Origin of the sequence: Isoptericola sp. 178 (assembly GCF_030586525.1) — a bacterium.
In the GTDB taxonomy this organism is placed as follows: Bacteria; Actinomycetota; Actinomycetes; order Actinomycetales; family Cellulomonadaceae; genus Isoptericola; species Isoptericola sediminis.
Map to the genome: position 1 here is coordinate 71,842 of NZ_JAUQYN010000004.1, position 19,071 is coordinate 90,912.

At 72.4% G+C, this 19,071-nt stretch carries 17 protein-coding genes, 1 tRNA gene and 1 other RNA gene; 7 read left to right on the plus strand and 12 right to left on the minus strand.

Annotated elements, in window-relative coordinates; all coding sequences use genetic code 11:
- Nucleotides 1-55: 55 nt before the first annotated feature.
- The 4 genes from Q6349_RS13580 to ffs form a co-directional block, all read right to left on the minus strand.
- Nucleotides 56-709, minus strand: a complete 654-nt coding sequence (locus Q6349_RS13580; protein WP_304604536.1) for a methionine ABC transporter permease — start codon at nt 707-709, stop codon at nt 56-58.
- A complete protein-coding gene (locus tag Q6349_RS13585) occupies nt 706-1,785 on the minus strand; it encodes a methionine ABC transporter ATP-binding protein (protein WP_304604537.1) in 1,080 nt (359 codons plus the stop codon). The genes Q6349_RS13580 and Q6349_RS13585 overlap by 4 nt, the downstream gene beginning before the upstream one ends.
- Nucleotide 1,786: 1 nt before the next feature.
- A complete protein-coding gene (locus Q6349_RS13590) occupies nt 1,787-2,674 on the minus strand; it encodes a MetQ/NlpA family ABC transporter substrate-binding protein (RefSeq protein WP_304604538.1) in 888 nt (295 codons plus the stop codon).
- A 408-nt stretch (nt 2,675-3,082) separates the two neighbouring features.
- An RNA gene (ffs, locus tag Q6349_RS13595) (signal recognition particle sRNA small type) lies at nt 3,083-3,179 on the minus strand.
- Nucleotides 3,180-3,324: 145 nt separating this feature from the next.
- Between ffs and Q6349_RS13600 the strand changes: the two genes are divergently transcribed.
- The 3 genes from Q6349_RS13600 to Q6349_RS13610 all read left to right on the plus strand — a co-directional run bounded on the left by Q6349_RS13600 (nt 3,325) and on the right by Q6349_RS13610 (nt 4,717).
- A tRNA-Ser gene (locus tag Q6349_RS13600) sits at nt 3,325-3,409 on the plus strand.
- 300 nt (nt 3,410-3,709) lie between these two features.
- Nucleotides 3,710-4,006 (plus strand): type II toxin-antitoxin system VapB family antitoxin, encoded by a 297-nt coding sequence (locus Q6349_RS13605; RefSeq protein ID WP_171245656.1) that lies wholly within the window; start codon nt 3,710-3,712, stop codon nt 4,004-4,006.
- Nucleotides 4,007-4,042: 36 nt separating this feature from the next.
- Nucleotides 4,043-4,717: a LytR C-terminal domain-containing protein gene (locus Q6349_RS13610; protein WP_304604539.1), complete on the plus strand. Its 675-nt coding sequence runs from the start codon at nt 4,043-4,045 to the stop codon at nt 4,715-4,717.
- A 38-nt stretch (nt 4,718-4,755) separates the two neighbouring features.
- Here Q6349_RS13610 and Q6349_RS13615 read toward each other — a convergent pair whose 3' ends face one another.
- The 6 genes from Q6349_RS13615 to Q6349_RS13640 all read right to left on the minus strand — a co-directional run bounded on the left by Q6349_RS13615 (nt 4,756) and on the right by Q6349_RS13640 (nt 12,567).
- A complete protein-coding gene (locus Q6349_RS13615) occupies nt 4,756-6,096 on the minus strand; it encodes a uracil-xanthine permease family protein (RefSeq protein WP_304604540.1) in 1,341 nt (446 codons plus the stop codon).
- A 117-nt stretch (nt 6,097-6,213) separates the two neighbouring features.
- Nucleotides 6,214-8,346, minus strand: coding sequence for a glycosyl hydrolase (locus tag Q6349_RS13620; protein ID WP_304604541.1), 2,133 nt, complete (start codon nt 8,344-8,346; stop codon nt 6,214-6,216).
- On the minus strand, nt 8,343-9,074 hold the full coding sequence (locus tag Q6349_RS13625) for an HlyD family efflux transporter periplasmic adaptor subunit (protein ID WP_171245660.1): 732 nt from the start codon (nt 9,072-9,074) through the stop codon (nt 8,343-8,345). Before Q6349_RS13625 ends, Q6349_RS13620 begins: the two co-directional genes overlap by 4 nt.
- Complete coding sequence (locus tag Q6349_RS13630) at nt 9,071-10,825, minus strand: cellulose synthase catalytic subunit (protein ID WP_304604542.1); 1,755 nt, start codon at nt 10,823-10,825, stop codon at nt 9,071-9,073. Before Q6349_RS13630 ends, Q6349_RS13625 begins: the two co-directional genes overlap by 4 nt.
- A 192-nt stretch (nt 10,826-11,017) precedes the next feature.
- Nucleotides 11,018-11,941 (minus strand): LLM class F420-dependent oxidoreductase, encoded by a 924-nt coding sequence (locus Q6349_RS13635; protein ID WP_304604543.1) that lies wholly within the window; start codon nt 11,939-11,941, stop codon nt 11,018-11,020.
- An 8-nt stretch (nt 11,942-11,949) separates the two neighbouring features.
- Nucleotides 11,950-12,567 (minus strand): DsbA family protein, encoded by a 618-nt coding sequence (locus tag Q6349_RS13640; protein WP_304604544.1) that lies wholly within the window; start codon nt 12,565-12,567, stop codon nt 11,950-11,952.
- 98 nt (nt 12,568-12,665) lie between these two features.
- Here Q6349_RS13640 and Q6349_RS13645 point away from each other — a divergent pair, with 98 nt between their 5' ends.
- From Q6349_RS13645 to pnuC, 3 genes are read left to right on the plus strand one after another with little or no spacing between them, the layout of a single operon-like run.
- On the plus strand, nt 12,666-12,893 hold the full coding sequence (locus tag Q6349_RS13645; RefSeq protein WP_246246253.1) for a hypothetical protein: 228 nt from the start codon (nt 12,666-12,668) through the stop codon (nt 12,891-12,893).
- A 44-nt stretch (nt 12,894-12,937) separates the two neighbouring features.
- On the plus strand, nt 12,938-13,717 hold the full coding sequence (locus Q6349_RS13650; RefSeq protein WP_171245664.1) for a TetR/AcrR family transcriptional regulator: 780 nt from the start codon (nt 12,938-12,940) through the stop codon (nt 13,715-13,717).
- Nucleotides 13,718-13,725: 8 nt separating this feature from the next.
- On the plus strand, nt 13,726-14,421 hold the full coding sequence (pnuC, locus tag Q6349_RS13655; RefSeq protein WP_304604545.1) for a nicotinamide riboside transporter PnuC: 696 nt from the start codon (nt 13,726-13,728) through the stop codon (nt 14,419-14,421).
- A gap of 392 nt (nt 14,422-14,813) precedes the next feature.
- Here the strand turns inward: pnuC and Q6349_RS13660 are convergent, their stop codons facing one another.
- Both Q6349_RS13660 and Q6349_RS13665 read right to left on the minus strand, forming a co-directional pair.
- Nucleotides 14,814-16,058 (minus strand): acyl-CoA dehydrogenase family protein, encoded by a 1,245-nt coding sequence (locus Q6349_RS13660; protein WP_171245666.1) that lies wholly within the window; start codon nt 16,056-16,058, stop codon nt 14,814-14,816.
- A 138-nt stretch (nt 16,059-16,196) separates the two neighbouring features.
- A complete protein-coding gene (locus tag Q6349_RS13665) occupies nt 16,197-17,513 on the minus strand; it encodes an Nramp family divalent metal transporter (RefSeq protein ID WP_304604546.1) in 1,317 nt (438 codons plus the stop codon).
- A 122-nt stretch (nt 17,514-17,635) separates the two neighbouring features.
- On the opposite strand from Q6349_RS13665, the gene Q6349_RS13670 reads away from it, so the two are divergent.
- On the plus strand, nt 17,636-18,976 hold the full coding sequence (locus tag Q6349_RS13670) for a glycosyltransferase 87 family protein (RefSeq protein ID WP_304604547.1): 1,341 nt from the start codon (nt 17,636-17,638) through the stop codon (nt 18,974-18,976).
- Nucleotides 18,977-19,071: the final 95 nt, after the last annotated feature.

The window sequence follows — 19,071 nt, forward strand, 5'->3', positions numbered from 1 at the left end:
ATCCCGCCCGGCACCCGTCCGTCCGGCGCCGCCCCGGGGCGCACCTCGACCCGCCTCAGCGCCGCAGCGCGCGCCGCGCCAGGGAGTTCCCCAGCCACTGCACGAGCTGGACGACGGCGATGATGATCACCACGACCAGGGCCGTCAGCGCCCAGTCGTACTGCCGGTAGCCGTACACGATGGCGAAGTCGCCCAGCCCGCCCGCGCCGAGGTAGCCGGCGATGGCCGACATGTCGAGCACGCCGACGAACAGGAACGTGTAGCCGAGGATCAGCGGGGACAGCGCCTCGGGCACGACGACGGTGCGCACGATCCGCAGCGGCGAGGCGCCCATGGCCCGGGCCGCCTCGATGACGCCGGGGTCGATCGAGACGAGGTTCTGCTCCACGAGGCGGGCGAACACGAACGACGCCATGACGCACATCGCGAAGGTGAACGCCCCGGTCCCGATCGTCGTCCCGACCACGGCGCGGGTCACGGGGCCGAGCGCCACGAGGAAGATGATGAACGGGATCGGTCGCACGACGTTGACGGCGACGTTCAGCACGGCGAACAGGCCACGGTGCTCCAGCAGGTTGCCGGGGCGGGTCAGGTACAGCCCCAGGCCGAGCGCCAGGCCGCAGACGCCGCCCACGGCCAGGGTGATCAGCACCATGAAGACGGTCTCGCCGAGCGCCTGCCCCAGCAGGGGCACGAGGTCCGGGCTCATCGGTCGCTCCCCTCGGCCGCGGGTCGGGCGGCGGTGCCGTGGTCGACGACGGTCGTGGCGGCACGCAGCCCGTCCAGCGCGGCGTGCACCGCGGCGTCGTGGCCGACGAGCTCGACCGTCAGCGAGCCGTAGGGACGCTCGGCGACCTCGGTGATGCCGCCGTAGACGATCGTCCCGTCCACACCGTGCTCGGCCAGGACGCGGGTGAGCTGCGCGGACGACCCGGCCACCTCGTCGATCCGGACGGTGACGACCCGTCCGGGATGACGCTCGCGCAGCCGGTCCATCACGGCCGGCGACGGCACGTCCCGCAGCGCCGAGGCGACGAACCGCCGCGTGACCGGGTGCTGCGGGGCGCTGAACACCCGGTAGGCGTCGCCCAGCTCGACCACGCGACCGGCCTCCATGACGGCGACCCGGTGGCAGATCGAGCGCACGACCTCCATCTCGTGGGTGATGACCACGACCGTGATGCCGAGCTCGCGGTTGACGCGCTGCAGCAGGGCGAGCACGTCCGCCGTCGTCTCCGGGTCGAGCGCGCTGGTGGCCTCGTCGGCGAGCAGGAGCCGGGGGCTGGTGGCCAGCGCCCGCGCGATGCCGACGCGCTGCTTCTGCCCGCCGGACAGCCGCGCCGGGTGGACGTCGGCCTTGTCGCCGATGCCGACGAAGTCGAGCAGCTCGCGCACCCGCGCGTCCCGGTCGGCGCGCGGCCACCCGGCGACCTCCAGGGGGTAGGCGACGTTCCCGGCGACGGTCCGGGAGGCCAGCAGGTTGAACTGCTGGAAGACCATGCCGATCCCGGCCCGGACCGGCCGCAGCTGCGCCTCCGACAGACCTGTCAGGTCGGTGCCGTCGACGACGACGGATCCCGCCGTCGTCGTCTCCAGGGCGTTGACCAGGCGCACGAGGGTGGACTTGCCGGCCCCGGAGTAGCCGATGACGCCGAAGATCTCGCCGGCGTCGACGTCGAGGGTGACGCCGTCGACGGCACGGACCGGTGCGTCGCGGCGGCGTCCCCGGCCGCGGGCGGGGAACTCCTTGACCACGTCGTGGAAGCTGAGGAGGGGGTGGCTCATGTCAGCGGCCGGCGAGGTCGGTCTCGATGCCGTCGAGGATCGCCTGCAGGTCGGCGGCGTCGTTGTCCTTGACGACGCCGGTCCCACCGGAGGCCTCCAGCACGCCGGCCTCGACCTCGGGCGAGTGGTAGATGTCCACGAGCTGCTGCAGCGTCTCGTCCTCGGCGTCGGCGGAGCGCGCCACCCAGACGTTGATGTACGGCGCGGCCGCGGCGGAGTCCGGGTCGTCGGTGAAGATCGCGTCGTCCTCGGTCAGACCCGCGTCGCCCACGAAGTCGTTGTTGATGATCGAGGCGTCGACGTCGGCCAGCGCGATCGCGGTCTGCGCGGCGTCGACCGGCGTGACGGTCACCCGGGACTCCTCCGCGATGACGTCCGCCGGGGTGGAGAACGAGCTCCCGCCGTCGCGCAGGGTGACCAGACCGGCGTCCTGCAGCACCAGCAGCGCGCGGGCCTGGTTGGTCTCGTCGTTGGGGATGGCGACCTGGCCGCCCGCGGGGATCTCCTCGAGGCTCGCGTGGGCGGTCGAGTACAGACCGAGCGGGTAGACGGCGGTGGCCCCGATCGGGGTGAGGTCGTCGCCGCGGGCCGCGTTGTACCCGGCGAGGAACTGCAGGTGCTGGAACTGGTTGAGGTCGAGGTCACCGTCGGACAGCCCCTGGTTGGGCAGCTGGTAGTCCGAGAAGTTCACGATCTCTACCTCGATCCCCTCGGCGGCGGCCGCCTCGGCGAACGTGTCCCAGTAGTCCTCGCCGGCCGAGACGACGCCGATGCGGACGGGGTCCTCGGACGTCCCGGCGGAGGTGGCGGCGGCTTCGCCGGAGCAGGCGGCCAGCGCCAGGACGGAGGCGGCAGCGCCGGCGGCGAGCAGGGTGGGGCGCAGGGTCATGACAGGGGTCCTTCCGGGCAGGGGCGCACGACGACGAGCCTCGCCGTGGCGCGACGAAGAGGGAGAAGCACAGGGGGAGAGCGGCAGGCCGCGGCCATCAGCGCGCGACGGGCCTGGTCGTCGTCAGCGGTGGACGACGGCGGGGAGCTGGACGGTCAGCGACCGCACATTCGCGGGGCCGGCATCGCCGCGGTGCACATCAGGCCGCGCAGGGAGGTCTGCGCGGTGCGGTGTGCGGCGGGGGCGATGCGGTGCATGCGAGGAGCAGACCATCCGCCGCACCGGCGCACCAACTCCGTGGGGGAAAAATCTCGCGATACGAACGTCCCGGGTATCGCATATCGAGAAGTCGCTGGTCAGCGCCGGGACGTCGCCGTTGACGCCTCGATCACGCATCCGACCGGAGACGCAAAGGACCCCTCGCGCACCCGCCAGAGCTCACCTACCCTTGCTGCCTTCCGGCCCTGGGGGAGTTCAGCGAGATGACGCCGCACGAGGGGTCTGCCCACAGCCTAACCGAGAGTGGGCGCCACCTCGAAACCGTCCCGGTCGAGGGTCGCGCACCTCACACCGGGCCGATTCGGAGACTCGGGCCTCCGTCCGCTATTCTGCTGGGGTTGCCCGGCGCCCTGAGCGTCGGTCGCGTCCGAGGAGGATTCGCCTAGCGGCCTATGGCGCACGCTTGGAAAGCGTGTTGGGTTCACGCCCTCGGGGGTTCGAATCCCCCATCCTCCGCCGGCACGAAGGGCCCGCACCTCGAGGTGCGGGCCCTTCGTCGTTCCCGGGCTCCTGCGGGGGCCGCACGGCGCCCGAACGAGCACTGCACGTCACGGACGAGGGAGACCAGCCGAGCACGACACCGCACGAGTCAACGACGAGTCACGGATCGGTGGGGCGAGGGGCGCGATCGCACCTCCCCTGCCCGCTGCCGACGGGCCGGGCCGACGAGATCGTGGTGCGATCGTGACCTCGAGGTGACGAATCCTGACAAGTCGTCCTCGTCGGGCGTCACCCCCGGGCTCTACGATGACGTCCATGATTTTCAAGGCCGTGGGCGACGGGCGCCCCTACCCCGACCACGGACGCGAGGGATCCATGGACTGGTCCGACGTCCCCCCGCGTCAGGTGCGTCTCGACGAGCTCGTGACCACCAAGCGCACGCTGGACCTCGACGCCCTGCTCGCGGAGGACTCGACGTTCTTCGGCGATCTCTTCGCCCACGTCGTCGAGTACCGAGGCGTCCTCTACCTCGAGGACGGTCTGCACCGCGCGGTGCGCGCGGCGCTCCAGCAGCGCCCGATCCTGCACGCCCGCGTCCTGACGGTGGGCTGACCCGCCATCGCGAGGAATCTCGGGTATTTTCTTCGCGTGACTTCACCAGCCCAGGACCCGGCCCGCGTCGCTCGACGACGTCGCAAGCACGAGCGCCAGGCTGTGGTCTTCGGGCTCCTGATCGCCCTCATGGTGATCCTGGGTCTCGGCGCCCTCGCGGTCTACACCGAGACCATCGACTCCCCGATCAGCGAGCCGATCGTCACGCCGGAACCCGCCTCGGCGAGCATCGAGCCCGCCTGCCTGCCCGTCGCGGAGAAGTGGCCGGACGGCACACCGCCGATGGAGTACTCCAAGGTGAAGGTGCGGATCTACAACGCCGCCGACTACACGTTCAACCTCGCCAGCGCGAACGCCGACGCGCTCACGGAGCGCGGTTTCGACGTCCGCGACACGGGCGACTTCACGTACCAGATCGAGGGCCCCTCGGAGATCCGCTACGGGATCAAGGGCGTGCGGCAGGCGTACACGCTGGCCGCGCAGTACGAGAACGTCCGCCTCGTCATGGACGACCGCTCCGGATCGTTCGTCGACCTGATCGTCGGGCAGGAGTGGCAGGAGCCGCTGTCGGTCGAGGAGGTCCCGCTGGAGACCGGCGAACCCATGACCAACCTGCCGGGGTGCGTGCCGCCCGAGGACCTCGACCCGGTGGAGCGCGAGTACGGGTACGAGCGGGGTCCGAACGCGGGCGAGAACGCCGACGAGGCCTGACGAGGTCCGACCCCGGGGGACGCGGTCCGCAGCCCTGATCAGTCCGCCGGGTCGGTCTCCCGATCGCCGTTCGCCGACCCGCCGCTCGTCGGCGGGGCGACGGAGGCCGGTGACGCCAGGTCGGGCGTGGTCCCCCGCCACCGACCGATCCACCGCATGCCGTGGTACAGCACGAGCGCGGACGCCGTCCCGAGGGCGATGCCCTCGAAGGTCAGGTCACCGGCGGTCCACGTGTAGTTCGCGATGGCCACCACGAGCGGAACAGCGGCCGTCGTGAGGTTCACCGGGTCGCCGAAGTCGACGCGGTTCTGCACCCAGATGCGGAACCCGAGCACGCCGATCATGCCGTACAGGATCGTGGTGACACCGCCGAGCACACCGGCCGGGACCGTGTTGACGACCTCGCCGAACTTGGGCGAGAACGACAGCACCAGCGCGCCGGCCCCGGCCACCCAGTAGGCGGCGGTCGAGTACACGCGCGTCGCGGCCATGACCCCGATGTTCTCGGCGTAGGTCGTCGTGCCGGAGCCGCCACCCGTCCCGGCCAGCGTCGTCGCGACGCCGTCGGCCAGCAGCGCGCGTCCCATCCGGTCGTCGAGGTCCTGGCCGGTCATCGCGGCGACCGACTTCACGTGGCCGACGTTCTCGGCGACGAGGACGAAGACCACGGGCAGGAACAGCCCGAGCACGCCGGGTTCGAAGCTGGGTGCGGTGAACGTCGGGGCGCCGAACCAGGCCGCCTCCCCCACCGCGGCGAAGTCCACCTCGCCGCGCACGACCGCGAAGGCGTACCCGACGAGCACCCCGACGAGGATCGCCAGGCGGCCGAGGATCCCGCGGAACAGCACCGACACCAGCACCACGGCCACCAGGGTCACCACGGCCGTCACCGGCGCCACCTGGAAGTTGCCCCAGGCCGCGGGCGCGAGGTTGAGCCCGATGAGGGCGACGATCACGCCCGTCACGACCGGCGGCATGACGACGTCGATCCAGCGGGCGCCCGCGAGGTGCACGACCAGGCCGACGACCGCCAGGAGCACACCCGTGACGAAGATGCCGCCGATGGCGGCGGACTGCCCGTCCGAGGCCGTGGCCGCGCCGATCGGGGCGATGAACGCGAAGCTCGACCCCAGGTAGCTCGGCAGCCGGTTGCCCGTGATGAGCAGGAACCCGATGGTGCCGATCGCCGAGAAGAACAGCGTCGTCGACGGCGGGAAGCCGGTGATCAGCGGGACGAGGAACGTCGCACCGAACATCGCCACGACGTGCTGCAGGCCGATCCCGATCGTGCGGGGCCAGGTGAGACGTTCACCCGGGGCGACGACCTCTCCCGGCGCCACGTGCGCGCCGTCACCGTGCTTCGTCCAGCCCAGCTGCATGTCGCTCCGTCCGTCAGCCCTGTGAAGACCCGCACACCCTATCGGCGCACGGGAGCTGCGTCCGCCGACCTGCGGACGGCCCGGCCGGGTCGCCGGGTCGGGGGCGGGTCCTCGGGCTCATTCCGCGCGGCCGTGCAGCCAGGCCATCAACCAGGAGCGTGTCGACCCGTCGTCGATCCGGTCCTCGGGGAGCTCGCGCGCGACTTCGAGGGCCGCCGTCGCCTCCTCAGGCCCCATCAGGCCGGCGTACATCAGCAGCTGGTCGCCGAACATCACGTCCCACGTGGCGTCGTCCGCCCAGAGGTCCGTGGTCCCCAGCGCCTCGGCGAGGTTGTCGTGCACGCGCGCCGGGTCCTCGCCCAGGTACGTCGAGACGCCGGTCACCGGCAGCACGACGATGCCCAGCGCGGCGCTCGGCTCGGCGGAGAACCACGTCGCACGTTCACGCTTGCCGTCCCACACGAGCGAGGTCACGTCCGCCTGCAGCCCGTCGGCGACCGGATCGGACCGGTCGAAGTCGGTCCAGTAGGCCCGGGCCGAGGCGGCCTCCAGCGAGAGCATCCACCGGGCCTGGGAGGTCAGGCCCTCGTCCGGGAGCCCGGCCGCCGCCCGCGCGTCGGCCCAGAGGGCCAGCCCGTGCCAGGCGGCGACGGCCTCGGAGGCCGACTCCTGGTTGTTGCCGTCCCCGAACGGTGACGGCCCGGAGGCCCACGAGTGCCCCATGACGACGTCGAGCGTCCGCAGGGCCGGCATCGGCGCCCCGTCCCCGGCGGGCACATCGGCGGCCGCGGCCACGTCGGCGGCCAGCAGGTCGACGACGGGCGCGACCTCCTCGGCCAGCTCGGCGTCCTCGGCGGCCAGCAGGCCGGCCGCGTACAGGAAGTAGCCGTAGTGGAAGTGGTGGTCGTTGCCCTCCTCGGAGCCGAACGCGGTGGCCTGGCCCACGACCGTCCCCAGGGTGGGCTCCCACGTGAAGCACCGTTCGGGGCGCTCCTCGCAGCCGTCCGGGTCGGTCCACAGCCGCAGGTCCGTCAGCAGGCTCTCGCGCAGGTCCGCGGCGACGTCGTCCATCCCGAGGTCGCGCGCCAGCGTCCACAGCTCGGCGTCCCGCGCGAGCGCCTTGCCGCCGAAGTACGTGTCGGCCGGTCGTGTCTCGGCGAGCACCCGGTCCGCGTCGGCGCGCACCTGTTCGACGAGCTCGTCGCGCGCCGACTCCCCCAGGTCCGACAGTTCGAGACCGACGACCGGCTCCCGTGCCGGCGAGCGCCACGACAGCTCGGTGGCCCGGCAGACGTCGACCGTGCCGAGCACCGTGGCGTAGGAGCCGAGCCCGCACGTGGCGTCGTCGACGGCGTCGCGCTGGTGCGGGAAGCGCACGGCGACGGCCGGCCCGCCGGAGGTCGTCTCGTACCCCACGGTGGTGGTGACGTCGTCGGTCCCGGTCGCGTACGAGACGGTGGACGCCTCGACCGCCTCTCCGGCCGCCCGGACCAGCTCGGGCAGCGCCCCGGAGCCCTCGGCGGGGTCGTCCGGGGCGACCAACCACGCCACCGACTCGCCCTCTCCCAGCTCGAGGGTGCAGCCCGAGCCGTCGAGCGCGCCGGCGGCGTCGAGACCGTCCACCCCGACCAGGGCGTGGGTCCGTGCGTCCACCTCCGCGGTCGCGACGCCGTCCGGCAGCCCGGCGTCGGCGTCGTCGAAGGACCGGTCCAGCCCGAGGCTCTGCGCGGTCCGCGCGGTGTACCGCACGACCGGCGACCCGCGGGTCAGGTGCACGGTGCCGCGCACCTGGTCGTCCTCCGCCACCAGGTCGACGTCGACCGTCGCGGCGTCGTAGCGCGACACGACGCCGGTGACGCTCTCGCCCACGTCCACCTGAACCTGCGGGGCGTAGCCGCCGGCGATCAGCGTGCCGTCGGCCCGGACGTCGGGCAGCCCGTAGCCGAACCCGGTGGACGTGAGCCCGACGGCGAGCGGCAGCGGGAACACCGGCTGCGGCTCGTCGCCGAAGACCAGCCCGGAGAACCAGCGGTTCGTCGGTGGCGGCAGGCCGTTGGCGAGCCGCATCGGCCCCGGCTCCCGCTCGACGGTGGGCAGCGCGGTGGGATCCACGGCCGGCGCCTGCGCGCCCGCCAGGGAACGATCGGTGGGTGCCGGGCCCGCGGCCTCGTCGCCCCCCGGTTCCGTCGTCGTGCACCCGGCGGCGGCCAGGACGACGGCGAGCAGCACAGCGACCGGCCGCCGCGTCACAGGCCGATCCTCTGCAGGAACCGCTGGAACGCCAGGTCGACGTCGGCCATCGGGCCCTCGTCGTGCAGCTGGACGCTCGCGACCACGGGCGTGCCGGGCAGGACGAGACCCTCGCCGGCCTGCTCGGTGAGCGACTCGCTGTCGATCAGGAGCGTGGCCTCGGCACGGTTGCGGGCGTTGTCGACCGCGATGGAGTCGACCTGGCCGGTGACCTCGCGCTGGTCGGGCAGGGTGATGCTGACGGGGGCGCCGGGCTTGATCCGCGCGAAGTCCGCGGGATCGAGCAGCAGCTTCGCGTCCACGGCCGTGGAACCCTCGCGGTGCAGCGTCGCGACGACGTCGCCGGCCTGGACGAACCCTCCGCGCGTGGTGGTGATGTCCGCGATCGTGCCGTCCGAGGGCGCGACGACGGTCATCTCCCCGTCGTCCGTGACCTCGTAGGAGGCCGTCTCGCGGGACACGGTCCCGGACGAGAGGTCGTGCGCGAGCACGAGGCTCCGCATCCGGTAGATCGGGTCGCCCTCGGCGACGGTGTCGCCGGGGTCGACGAACGACTCGACGACCGTGCCGGGGTAGTCGGTGCCGACGGCGACCTCCTCGGCCACGATCATGGCCTGGGCGGAGGTGGCCTGGCTCTCCCGCCGGTTGAGCACCAGCGTGAGGGTCGCGCAGAGCGCGAGGACGAGGACGAACCCGAGGAGCAGCTTGAATCGTGTGGCCCAGGTCATGCGGCACCTCCGGCGGTGACGGTCGGGGAGGACGAACGGTCGAGGCGGGCCCGGCGGTCGGCCCGCTTGCGGACGCGGCGGGCCGCGCGCTGGGACCTCACCGCCTGTCGGTGCTCCTTGACGGCCGTGACGAGGAAGCCGCCGAGGATGAGGGTGTTGGTGAGGTTCCAGGCGAGCGACAGGTTCGGGACCGGGTCGCCCCAGTGCTTCCAGAACCCGACCGCCGAGGTCACCGCCAGGAACACGAAGCACAGGGTCTGCGGGACGATCACGTCGAACGGTGACGCCGAGCCGCCGGAGCTGCCCGTGACCGACCAGGCCTGCTGCTTGCCCGTCAGCGCGTTCCAGAACGCCTTGACGTAGATGGGCCACGAGACGGCCGCCAGCAGCAGCACCTCCCAGCGGAACGAGCCGAGGGTGAAGAAGGCCAGGGCGATCTGCAGCCCGTAGAAGCCCAGGTAGTACAGGGCCCAGGTGCCCACCGACACGTCGAGCTGCATGGGCGTCAGGTCGAGGTAGATCGTCAGCGGCGGCACCAGCAGGAGCAGCAGCGGCGCGATCCCCGACAGGTAGTGGGTCGAGGTCACGAAGTACTGCAGCCGCTGGTCGACGGTCAGCTTGCGTCGCGGGGACAGCGGGTTGTGCTGCAGCAGGATCTCGAACCCGCCGGTGGCCCATCGCAGCTGCTGCTTGGCGTAGGCGACGATCGTCTCAGGGGTGTCGCCGACGGCGAGCGTCTGCGGGATGTAGACGGAGCGCCACCCACGCTCGTGCAGGTGGATGGACGTCCACACGTCCTCGGACTTCGAGTCGGTGTACATGCCGCCGATGTCGTCGATCGCCCCGCGGCGGAAGACGACGTTGGTCCCGACGCAGAAGGCGGCGTTGAACCGGTTCCGGCCCGGCTGGACGAACCGGTAGAAGACCGCCTGCATGTAGCCGGCGCCCCGGGAGATCAGCGAGTTCATGTTGCCGTAGGTCTGCGGGGACTGGACGAACGCGACCTCGTCGCGCACGAAGAACGGCACGGTCTCGGTGAGCAGCTCCGGGCGGGGCACGAAGTCCGCGTCGAGGATGACGAAGTAGTCGCCCTTGACGATGCTCAGCGCATGGTTGATGTTCCCGGCCTTCTGGCCCCCGCTGGACATGCGGCGGATGTACCGGGCCCCGAGCGTGGCCGCGAGGTCGCGCACCTCGTCGTCCCGTCCGTCGTCGAGCACCCAGGTGCGGTGCTCGCCGTGCACCGCCACGGCGGCGCGGACCGTCCGGGCGATGGTGTCGAGGTCCTCGCCGCACGTCGTGATGAAGATGTCGACGGTCACGGGTCGGTCGTCGAGGTAGAGCCGCCACCGGGTGGGGTCGTCGGTGGCACGGTCCCGCAGGATCTCGGGCGTGTCGAAGAGGCGTTCGCGGGCCTGGTGGTAGGCGAAGTCGCGGGGGTCGTGGCCGGAGGAGAGCACCGTCCACATGGCCAGCAGGGCCAGCGCCAGCAGCACGCACTCGGCCACGAGGACCAGCCCGTAGGGCAGGAGGTCACCCCGGTTGTCCGGGTTCAGCAGGAAGACCGCGTAGGCGACCGCGCCCAGGGTCGCCAGCAGCATGATGAGCATGAGCGACGGCGACTGGGCGGCGGCGTTCGCGTCACGACGACGCGCGGCCGACGTCGGATCGCCCGGGATGGTCGGCGGCGGGGCGGCGGTGGTCCCGGCAGGAGACAGGTGCTCCGGCGCGCGAGGGTCCAAGGTGGTCACGGGGGCGTCCCTTCACGGAGGCCGGACGATCAGAACGCCGCCCGGAACGACGAGAGGCGGGCCCCCTCGTTCGGGGGCCCACCTCGTCGTCTCGTTCCACCGTAGGTCGGTGCCCGGACCCTGTCGCGCGGGATGGGCCGTGTGGTGAACATCTTCACTCCGCGGCAACTGGCCGGTAACACCGCGGGACCGTCAGAGGTGCGGGGCGACCTCCCGCGCCACGAGCTCCAGGTGGTCGAGGTCCTGCTGGTCGAGCACCTGCAGGTAGACCCGCTCCACGCCCTGCTCGCGCAGGGACGCCAGCCGGTCCACGGCCTCCGTCACCGTGCCCGCGATGCCGTGCTCGCGCAGCTCGGCGGGCTCCCGGCCGATGGCCTCGGCACGGCGGGTGAACTCGGCCTCGTCCTTGCCCACGGCCAGCACGAGGGCGACCGACTGGGTCAGCGACCCGGGCGCACGTCCGGCGTCGGCGAGCGCCTGCTCCATGACCGCGATCCGCGGCCCGATGGTGTCGAGCTCGGGGAACGCCTGGTTGTACTCGGTCGCGAACCGCGCCGCGATCCGCGGCGTCCGCTTCGGCCCGCCACCACCGACGATGACCGGGATCCGGTCCTGGACGGGCTTGGGCAGTGCCGGGGAGCCCTCGAGCGTGTAGTGCTTCCCGGTGAAGTCGAAGGTCTCCCCGACCGGTGTTCCCCACAGCCCGGTGAGGATCTCGAGCTGCTCCTCGAGGATCCCGAACCGCTTGTCCGGGAAGGGGATGCCGTAGGCAGCGTGCTCGGCGGCGAACCAGCCGGTGCCGAGCCCGAGCTCGACGCGGCCCCCCGACATCTGGTCCACCTGGGCGACCTGGATCGCCAGCGGGCCGGGCAGGCGGAACGTCGCGGAGGACACGAGCGTGCCGAGGCGCACCGTGGACGTCTCGCGGGCGATGCCGGCGAGCGTGGTCCACGAGTCGGTGGGGCCAGGCAGCCCGTCCCCGCCCATGGCCAGGTAGTGGTCGGACCGGAAGAAGGCGCTGAAGCCGAGCTGCTCGGTCGCCTGCGCGACGGCGAGCTGGGTGTCGTAGGAGGCGCCCTGCTGGGGCTCGGTGAAGATGCGCAGGTCGAGCGGCATGGTGCTCCTCAGCTGTGGACCGGGTGCTCGTCGCGGGACCGCTTGAGCTCGAAGAAGTGCGGGTTGCCGGCCATCGTGACCGCGGCGTCGAACAGGCGGGTCGCCTCCTCGCCGCGCGGGACGCGCGTGAGGACCGGACCGAAGAACGCCACGCCGTCCACGTGCAGCGTCGGGGTGCCGACCTCCTGGCCGACGGGGTCCATGCCGGCGTGGTGGGAGGCGGCCAGGGCCTCGTCGTACGCGTCGGACGTCGCGGCCTCGGCGAGCTCGGCCGGCAGGCCGGCCTCGGCGAGGGACTCACGGATGACGACGTCGACGTCCTTGACGTCCTGGTCGTGCCAGCGGGTGCCGAAGGACGTGTAGTACGCCGACAGGGCCTCGTGACCGTGGTCGGTCTGCACGGCGGCGGCGACGCGCCCCTGGGCGCGGCCGTCCTCGATCATCTGCCGGTACTCGGCCGGGATGTCCTTGTCCTTGTTCAGCAGGTACAGGCTCATCAGCTTGAACGTGAGGTCGACGTCGCGGTGCTCCGCCACCTCCAGGGCCCAGCGCGAGGTCACCCAGGCGAAGGGGCAGGTGGGGTCGATGTAGACGTCGACGGTGGGCGTGGTGTCGGTGGAAGTCATCGTGGGCACGATACTCCGGCGTCCGGAGCGGCTCGCGGGGATCGTGCGGCATCTCACGGCCCGGCGTGCGCCGCGGGCAGGTCGGTAGGCTCGGCGTCGTGCTCTCGATCGTGCGCAAGATCCCCTGGGCGAGCATCCTGACGATCGTCCTCGCCGGCGCGTTCTCCGCCGTGGCGCTCTTCGCCGCGCTGCGGGGCCGTGTGTGGGCATGGCTGCCGTTCACGCTGTGCGCGGCCGTGCTGGTGCGCGAGCTCCGGTACCTGCAGCGGTCCCGACGCGGGCACGTCGGGTTCGACGCCCCGGACCGGCGGGCCGAGCGCGACTGACGCGGCGGACGCATGGCCCCCGCACGGCGAGTAGCCTCCTGCCCATGACAGCCGCACGGACGAAAGCCCACGCGCAGGCCGTCGACGCCGCGATCGACCTCTTCTCCCGCCAGGGCTACGAGCGCACCACCGTCGAGGAGATCGCCGACGCCGCCCGGGTCAGCCGCGCCACCTTCTTCCGGCGCTTCCGCTCCAAGGAGGACGTGGTCTTCGCCGACCACGAGCTGCTGCTGGAGGAGGTCGTGGTGATGCTCGCCGCGACCCGCCCCGAGGCGCGGGCCAGCGAGGAGGCCAGCAACCACGACGCCGCCTGGGACCCGGCGGTCGACCCGTACCTGGAGGTCTGCCGCGCCGCCCGGTTGGTGTTCGACCACCACGTGGGCCAGCGCGAGACCTCCCTGGCCCGGCACCGGCTGCTCCAGCAGGTCCCGGCGCTGCGCGACCGCGAGCTGGTCACCACCCACCGCTACGAGCGGGCGTTCACCGCCTACCTGCGCGACACCCTGCCGACCGAGCGGTCGTCGTCGACGATGTCGATCGCGTTCGCGGCCTCGGTGGTCGCCGTGCACAACGCGGTGCTGCGCCGGTGGCTGCGCAACCCCTACCTGGACCTGCGCCCCGACCTGGAGGAGGCCTTCGCCGACCTGCGCAAGGTCGCGACCGCCCCGACGGACGGCCCCGCACCGGACAGCGCCCGGGCCGGAGCGGCTCCGGCCGAACCCGACGGCCGCGGGCCGGGCAGCAAGCGGGTCGTGGTCGCCGTGCTCGAGGAGGGCGCGGGGCCCGACGACGTCGCCCGTGCCGTCCGTGACGTGCTGGCCTGAGGACCACGATGATCGAGTGGCTCTTCGACGCGACCTTCGCGATCGGTGACGAGCAGATCCTGTGGCGAGAGGTGATCGGCAACGCCTTCGGCCTCGCCTCTGCCCTCGGCGGGATGCGCCGCCGGGTGTGGGCATGGCCCGTCGGCATCGTCGGCAACGTGCTGCTGCTGACGGTGTTCCTCGGCTCGGTGTTCGGCGACGCGAGCCGGGCGGACATGCTCGGCCAGGCGGGCCGGCAGGTGATGTTCATCGCCGTGTCGGTCTACGGCTGGATGCGCTGGCGCGAGACCCGGCGTCAGGACCTGGAGCTCCGTGCCGACGGCAAGGTGCCGACGTCGGGCGCCGAGGGTGTGCACCCGCACTGGGCGACGTGGCCCCAGCGGGCGTTCCTCGTCGGTGCCCTGCTGGTCGGCACCGCGGCGCTGACCCCGTTGTTCCGGGCGCTGGGCTCGTACGAACCCGTCTGGGCCGACGCCTGGATCTTCATGGGCTCGCTGCTGGCCACCTACGGGATGGCCCGGGGGTGGGTCGAGTTCTGGTTGGTCTGGGTCGCCGTCGACCTCGTGGGGGTGCCGCTGCTGTGGTCCGCGGGCTACTTCGCCACGTCGCTGATGTACGTCTTCTACGGCGTCTTCACCCTGGTCGGGTTCTTCGTCTGGTGGCGGGTGCACCGTCGCGAGCAGCTGGCCGTCGGCGCCGGCTGAGCAAGCCGGTCTGACCCGGGTCCGCCCCGCGGTCGCCCTCCCGTCCGCCACGCGGTCGCCCTCCCGTCCGCCACGCGGTCGGCAGTTCCTGCCTGGATCGGCAGCTCAAGGTGCCGATCCAGGCAGGAACTGCCGAACGGAGTCCTCGCGTGCGGCACCTCCCGGCCCCAGGGACGACGAAGCGCCGCCCCACGTGGTGGGGCGGCGCTCGTCCGTTGTGCACCGCCTCGCCGGCTGGTGATCGGACCAGCAGGTGCACGGGCCGGCGTCGATCCACGCCGGGGTCTGTGGGGGGGGGGGCGATCAGGCGAACAGGATCAGCCCCGCATTCGCCGTCGCCTTCGTTGCGGGCGAGTGCCTTGCTGCGCTGCGGCCCTCACCCTCGCTGCGGCTCAGGCGAACGCGGACACTCCCGTGATGTCGCGGCCGATGATCAGCGCGTTCATGGACTCGGTGCCCTCGTAGGTGTGCAGGGCCTCGATGTCGGCGAAGTGCCGGGCGACGCGGTTGGCCAGCAGGATGCCGTTGCCGCCGAGCATGTCGCGGGCGATCGAGGCCACCTCGCGGGCGCCACGGGTGCAGGTGTACTTGGCCAGCGACGCCTGCTCACCGGTGAGCTCGCCCTTCTCGGCGAGCTCGGTCAGGCGCGCCACCAGGAGCTGGAGCTGGGTGACGGTGGAGAGCATCCGGGTCAGGCGCTCCTGGACCATCTGGCGGGCGGCCAGCGGCTTGCCGAACTGGACGCGCTGCGTGGAGTAGGCCAGGGCGGACTCGTAGCAGGCGATGGCGTGCCCGACGGCGGCCCAGGCGACGCTCAGACGCGTGGCGAAGAGGACCTCGGACGTCGCCTTGAACGACGTGGCGCCGGGCAGCGCGGCGTCGGCCGGGACGAACACGTCGTCGAGGACGATGTGTGCCTGCCAGATGGCACGCAGCGACATCTTGCCCTCGATCGTGGTGCCCGTGTACCCGGGCGCGTCCTGCGGGACGATGAAGCCGTGCACCTGGTTGTCGCCGTCATCACCGACGAGGCGGGCCCAGACCACGGTGATGTGGCCGCAGGAGCCGAACCCGATCCACTTCTTCTCGCCGTTGATCACGTAGCCCTCGACGCCGTCGCGGACCGTGCGCTCCGCCGTCGTCTCCAGCGAGACCGAGTCCGAGCCGTGGGTGGGCTCGGTGAGCGCGAAGGCGCCGAGGATCTCGCCGCGGGCCATGGGCTCGGCGTACTGCTCGATCTGCTCGGGCGAGCCGTGCATGACGATGGAGCGCAGCGCCAGGCCGCCCTGGACGCCGCAGACCGTCGCGACCGAGCCGTCGCCGCGGGACATCTCCATGCTGGCCAGGCCCTCGGCCATCAGCGAGACCGTCGGCCGGCCGGGCACGTCGACGCCGTCGCGCAGGAAGTCGCGCTCGGCCAGACCCTTGACCAGGTCGAACGGGACCTCGGCGCGCTCCCAGTACCCGTCGATGACCGGCAGCACCTCGTCCTGGACGAACTGGCGGACGGCGAGCTGGTGCTCGCGCACCTCGGGGGCGATCCCGGCGAAGGCGCCGGCGTAGTCGACGTCCGAGGCGGCGGTGAGGTCGTAGTCGGGTGCGGTGACGCCGATCTGGGTGGGGGCGTTGCGGCTCATGAGGTTCTCTCACTCTCTACGGGGGCGGCCGCGCCGCCGCAGAAGCTGGTGACGACGGCGTCGGCCTGCTCCTATCATGCTCTGCAACCGAGTCTCACGTCAAGCGATACGCAGTATCAGACGGTGGCCGTTCGCCGGTCAGCCCGCGACGGTGAGCCAGAGCAGCGCCACGTTGAGCCCCACGATGATCCCCGCCACCAGCCACGCCACCGCCTGGGTGGCGCGAGCGTTGCGGAACCGACCCAGCAGCCCGGCGTCCGCGGTGACGCGCACCAGCGGGATCATCGCGAACGGGATGCCGAAGCTCAGCACCACCTGGCTCAGCACCAGCAGATAGGTCGGCGAGACGTCCGTCGAGAGCAGCAGCAGCGCGGGCACCAGCGTGACGACCCGCCGCACGACCAGCGGGACCCGCAGGTGCAGCAGCCCGGCCATGATCTCCGAGCCCGCGTAGGCGCCCACCGCCGTGGACGCCAGCCCCGAGGCGAGCAGCCCGACGCCGAACAGCACCGCGACCGCCGGGCCGAGCGCGTCGGCGATGGCTGCGTGCGCCCCCTCGATGGTGTCGGTGTCGGCACGACCCGGCAGGTTGGCCGCCGCGAGCAGCAGCATCGCGATGTTGACCCCGCCGGCGATGACGAGCGCGGCGACGACGTCGATCCGTGTGACGCGCAGCAGGCGCTCCACCAGGCCGGGGTCCGGCACCGACGGGGCGTCGACCTCCGTGGGTGATCCGTCCGCCCCGCGGAGCTCGGTGAGCACCTCGCGCACCGCGAGGTCGTGGCGCACCCGGTCGCGGGCCAGCGAGCTGTGCAGGTAGATCGCGTGCGGCATCACCGTCGCACCCAGCATCGAGGCCGCCAGCAGCACCGAGTCGGTCCCGGCGAACCGCGGGACGAGCCCCTCGACGACGGCACCCGGGTCCGGCGGGGCGACGACCAGCCCCGCGCAGAACCCGACGACGATGACCCCGAGCATCGTGAGCACGACCGTCTCGAACACCCGCTGGCCCCGGCGCTGCTGGATCGAGAGCACCAGCATCGAGACCACGCCGGTGATGAGCCCGCCGAGCACCAGGGGCACGTCGAACAGCAGGCGCAGGGCGAGGGCGCCGCCGATGACCTCGGCCAGGTCCGTGGCCATCGCGACCGCCTCGGCCTGCAGCCAGTAGGCGATCCGCCCCCGCCGGGTCATGCGATCCGCCAGGACCTCGGGCAGCGAGCGCCCCGTGACGACCCCCAGCTTGGCCGACAGGTACTGCACGAGCACCGCCATCGCGTTGGCCATGACCAGCACCCACACGAGCAGGTAGCCGAACTCGGCACCGGCGGTGAGGTTGGCGGCCACGTTGCCCGGGTCCACGTAGGCGATCGCGGCGACGAAGGCGGGGCCGAGCAGGGACAGGGCACGCAGCCGGCGCAGGACACTCCGGGACGATGCGGCTCGCGGCCTCACGGGGCCTCCTCGATCTCGAGGCCGGGGAACTTCGGGTCGTCGCGATCGTAGACAGCACCCTCGAGACGCGGCCACCTGCCGCCGTCGGAGCGCCGGGGGTGGCGTTCTGGCACGATGTGGCGGTGCCCGACGCCGCGCAGGACCGCTCACCGGAGAACCCGCCCACCGCGACATCCGCTCCGGCGGCCGGCAGCGGAGGGCGGCTGCTCGCGTCCCCCTGGCTGCTGGCCCTCGCCTTCGTCGTGGTGCACGCACGCCTCGTCCACGAGGCGATCTCCTGGCAGAACACGATCTTCGGCGACGTCACGCTGTACGAGTGGTGGGCGCGGCAGGGCCTGTCGGGCGGCGAGTGGCCCGTCCTGGACTACACGTGGGTGTACCCGGCGGGGGCCCTGGTGCCCGTGGGGCTGCCCGGGGTCCTCAGCGTCGACGTGCTCGGGTACGAGATCGTCTGGACGGCGATGATCGTCCTGCTCGACGCCGTGGCGACCGTCGTCCTGGTCCGCATGACGCCGCGGGGTGTGCTCGGCGCGTGGTGGTGGCTGCTGTTCCTGCTCGCGCTCGGGCCGATCTTCCTCGGCCGGATCGACGGCGTCGTCGCCCCGATGATCCTCGTCGCCCTCGTCCTGGCCCGCCGCCACCCGCGCATCGCCGTCGCCGTGGCCACCGCCGGCGCCTGGGTGAAGATCTCCCCCGGCGCCGTCGTCGTCGCGATCGCCGCCACCCGCCGCAGCCTGCGCGACCTGCTGCGCACCGTCGTCGTGCCCGGGGCCGTCGTCAGCGCCGTCGTCGTGGGGCTCGCGCTCGCCGGCGGGGCCGGTGTCCGGGCGCTGAGCGTGTTCGGCCAGCAGGGCAGCCGCACCCTGCAGGCCGAGTCCGTGGCCGCCACCTGGTTCTCCGTGGCCCGCTGGTGGGACCCGTCGGTACGGATCGAGTACAACGACGAGATCTACACCTTCGAGGTGCTCGGGGACGCCGCCCGGACCGTGGCCGACACCCTGGACTGGCTGCTGATCCTCGCCGTCGTGGCCGTGGCCGCCCTCACCTGGTGGGTGGCGCGGCGACACCCCGCGCGGACCTACGAGATCGTGCTGCTGTCGGCCGCGGCGCAGCTCGTCGCGCTCATCGTCTTCAACAAGGTCGGCTCGCCGCAGTTCATCGCCTGGATCGGACCCGTCGTCGCCGTCGCGCTGGCGTCGCTGCCCGAGGGCCGTGCGTTGCGCGCCTGGTGGCCGCCCGCCCTGGGCATGGTCCTCGTCGCCTACGCCACCTACCTCGTCTACCCGGTGGGCTACGGTCCGTTCCTCGCCGGCGACGCCTGGATCGTGGTCATCGAGGCGCTGCGCAACGCCGCGCTCGTGGTGCTCATGGTCGGTGCCGTGTGGCAGCTCGTGCGGCTGGGCACCGCGGAGCCGGGCGGACGCCACGTGACGACGACGGACGACGACGCCCGGTCCGCGTAGCCGGCACCGAACGTTTCCCACCCGTTCCGCGGGTCGACCCCGACCCGTCGCCGGCCGCTCCCCCGTTGGTCACCCGGGCCCGCCAGTGTGCGGAG

Bases quoted from the DNA above. Each gene is read 5' to 3' on its own strand.
- Q6349_RS13580 (WP_304604536.1), bottom strand. From the start codon at position 709: ATGAGCCCGGACCTCGTGCCCCTGCTGGGGCAGGCGCTCGGCGAGACC.
- Q6349_RS13585 (WP_304604537.1), bottom strand. From the start codon at position 1,785: ATGAGCCACCCCCTCCTCAGCTTCCACGACGTGGTCAAGGAGTTCCCC.
- Q6349_RS13590 (WP_304604538.1), bottom strand. From the start codon at position 2,674: ATGACCCTGCGCCCCACCCTGCTCGCCGCCGGCGCTGCCGCCTCCGTC.
- Q6349_RS13605 (WP_171245656.1), top strand. From the start codon at position 3,710: ATGATTTTCAAGGCCGTGGGCGACGGGCGCCCCTACCCCGACCACGGA.
- Q6349_RS13615 (WP_304604540.1), bottom strand. From the start codon at position 6,096: ATGCAGCTGGGCTGGACGAAGCACGGTGACGGCGCGCACGTGGCGCCG.
- Q6349_RS13625 (WP_171245660.1), bottom strand. From the start codon at position 9,074: ATGACCTGGGCCACACGATTCAAGCTGCTCCTCGGGTTCGTCCTCGTC.
- Q6349_RS13635 (WP_304604543.1), bottom strand. From the start codon at position 11,941: ATGCCGCTCGACCTGCGCATCTTCACCGAGCCCCAGCAGGGCGCCTCC.
- Q6349_RS13640 (WP_304604544.1), bottom strand. From the start codon at position 12,567: ATGACTTCCACCGACACCACGCCCACCGTCGACGTCTACATCGACCCC.
- Q6349_RS13650 (WP_171245664.1), top strand. From the start codon at position 12,938: ATGACAGCCGCACGGACGAAAGCCCACGCGCAGGCCGTCGACGCCGCG.
- pnuC (WP_304604545.1), top strand. From the start codon at position 13,726: ATGATCGAGTGGCTCTTCGACGCGACCTTCGCGATCGGTGACGAGCAG.
- Q6349_RS13660 (WP_171245666.1), bottom strand. From the start codon at position 16,058: ATGAGCCGCAACGCCCCCACCCAGATCGGCGTCACCGCACCCGACTAC.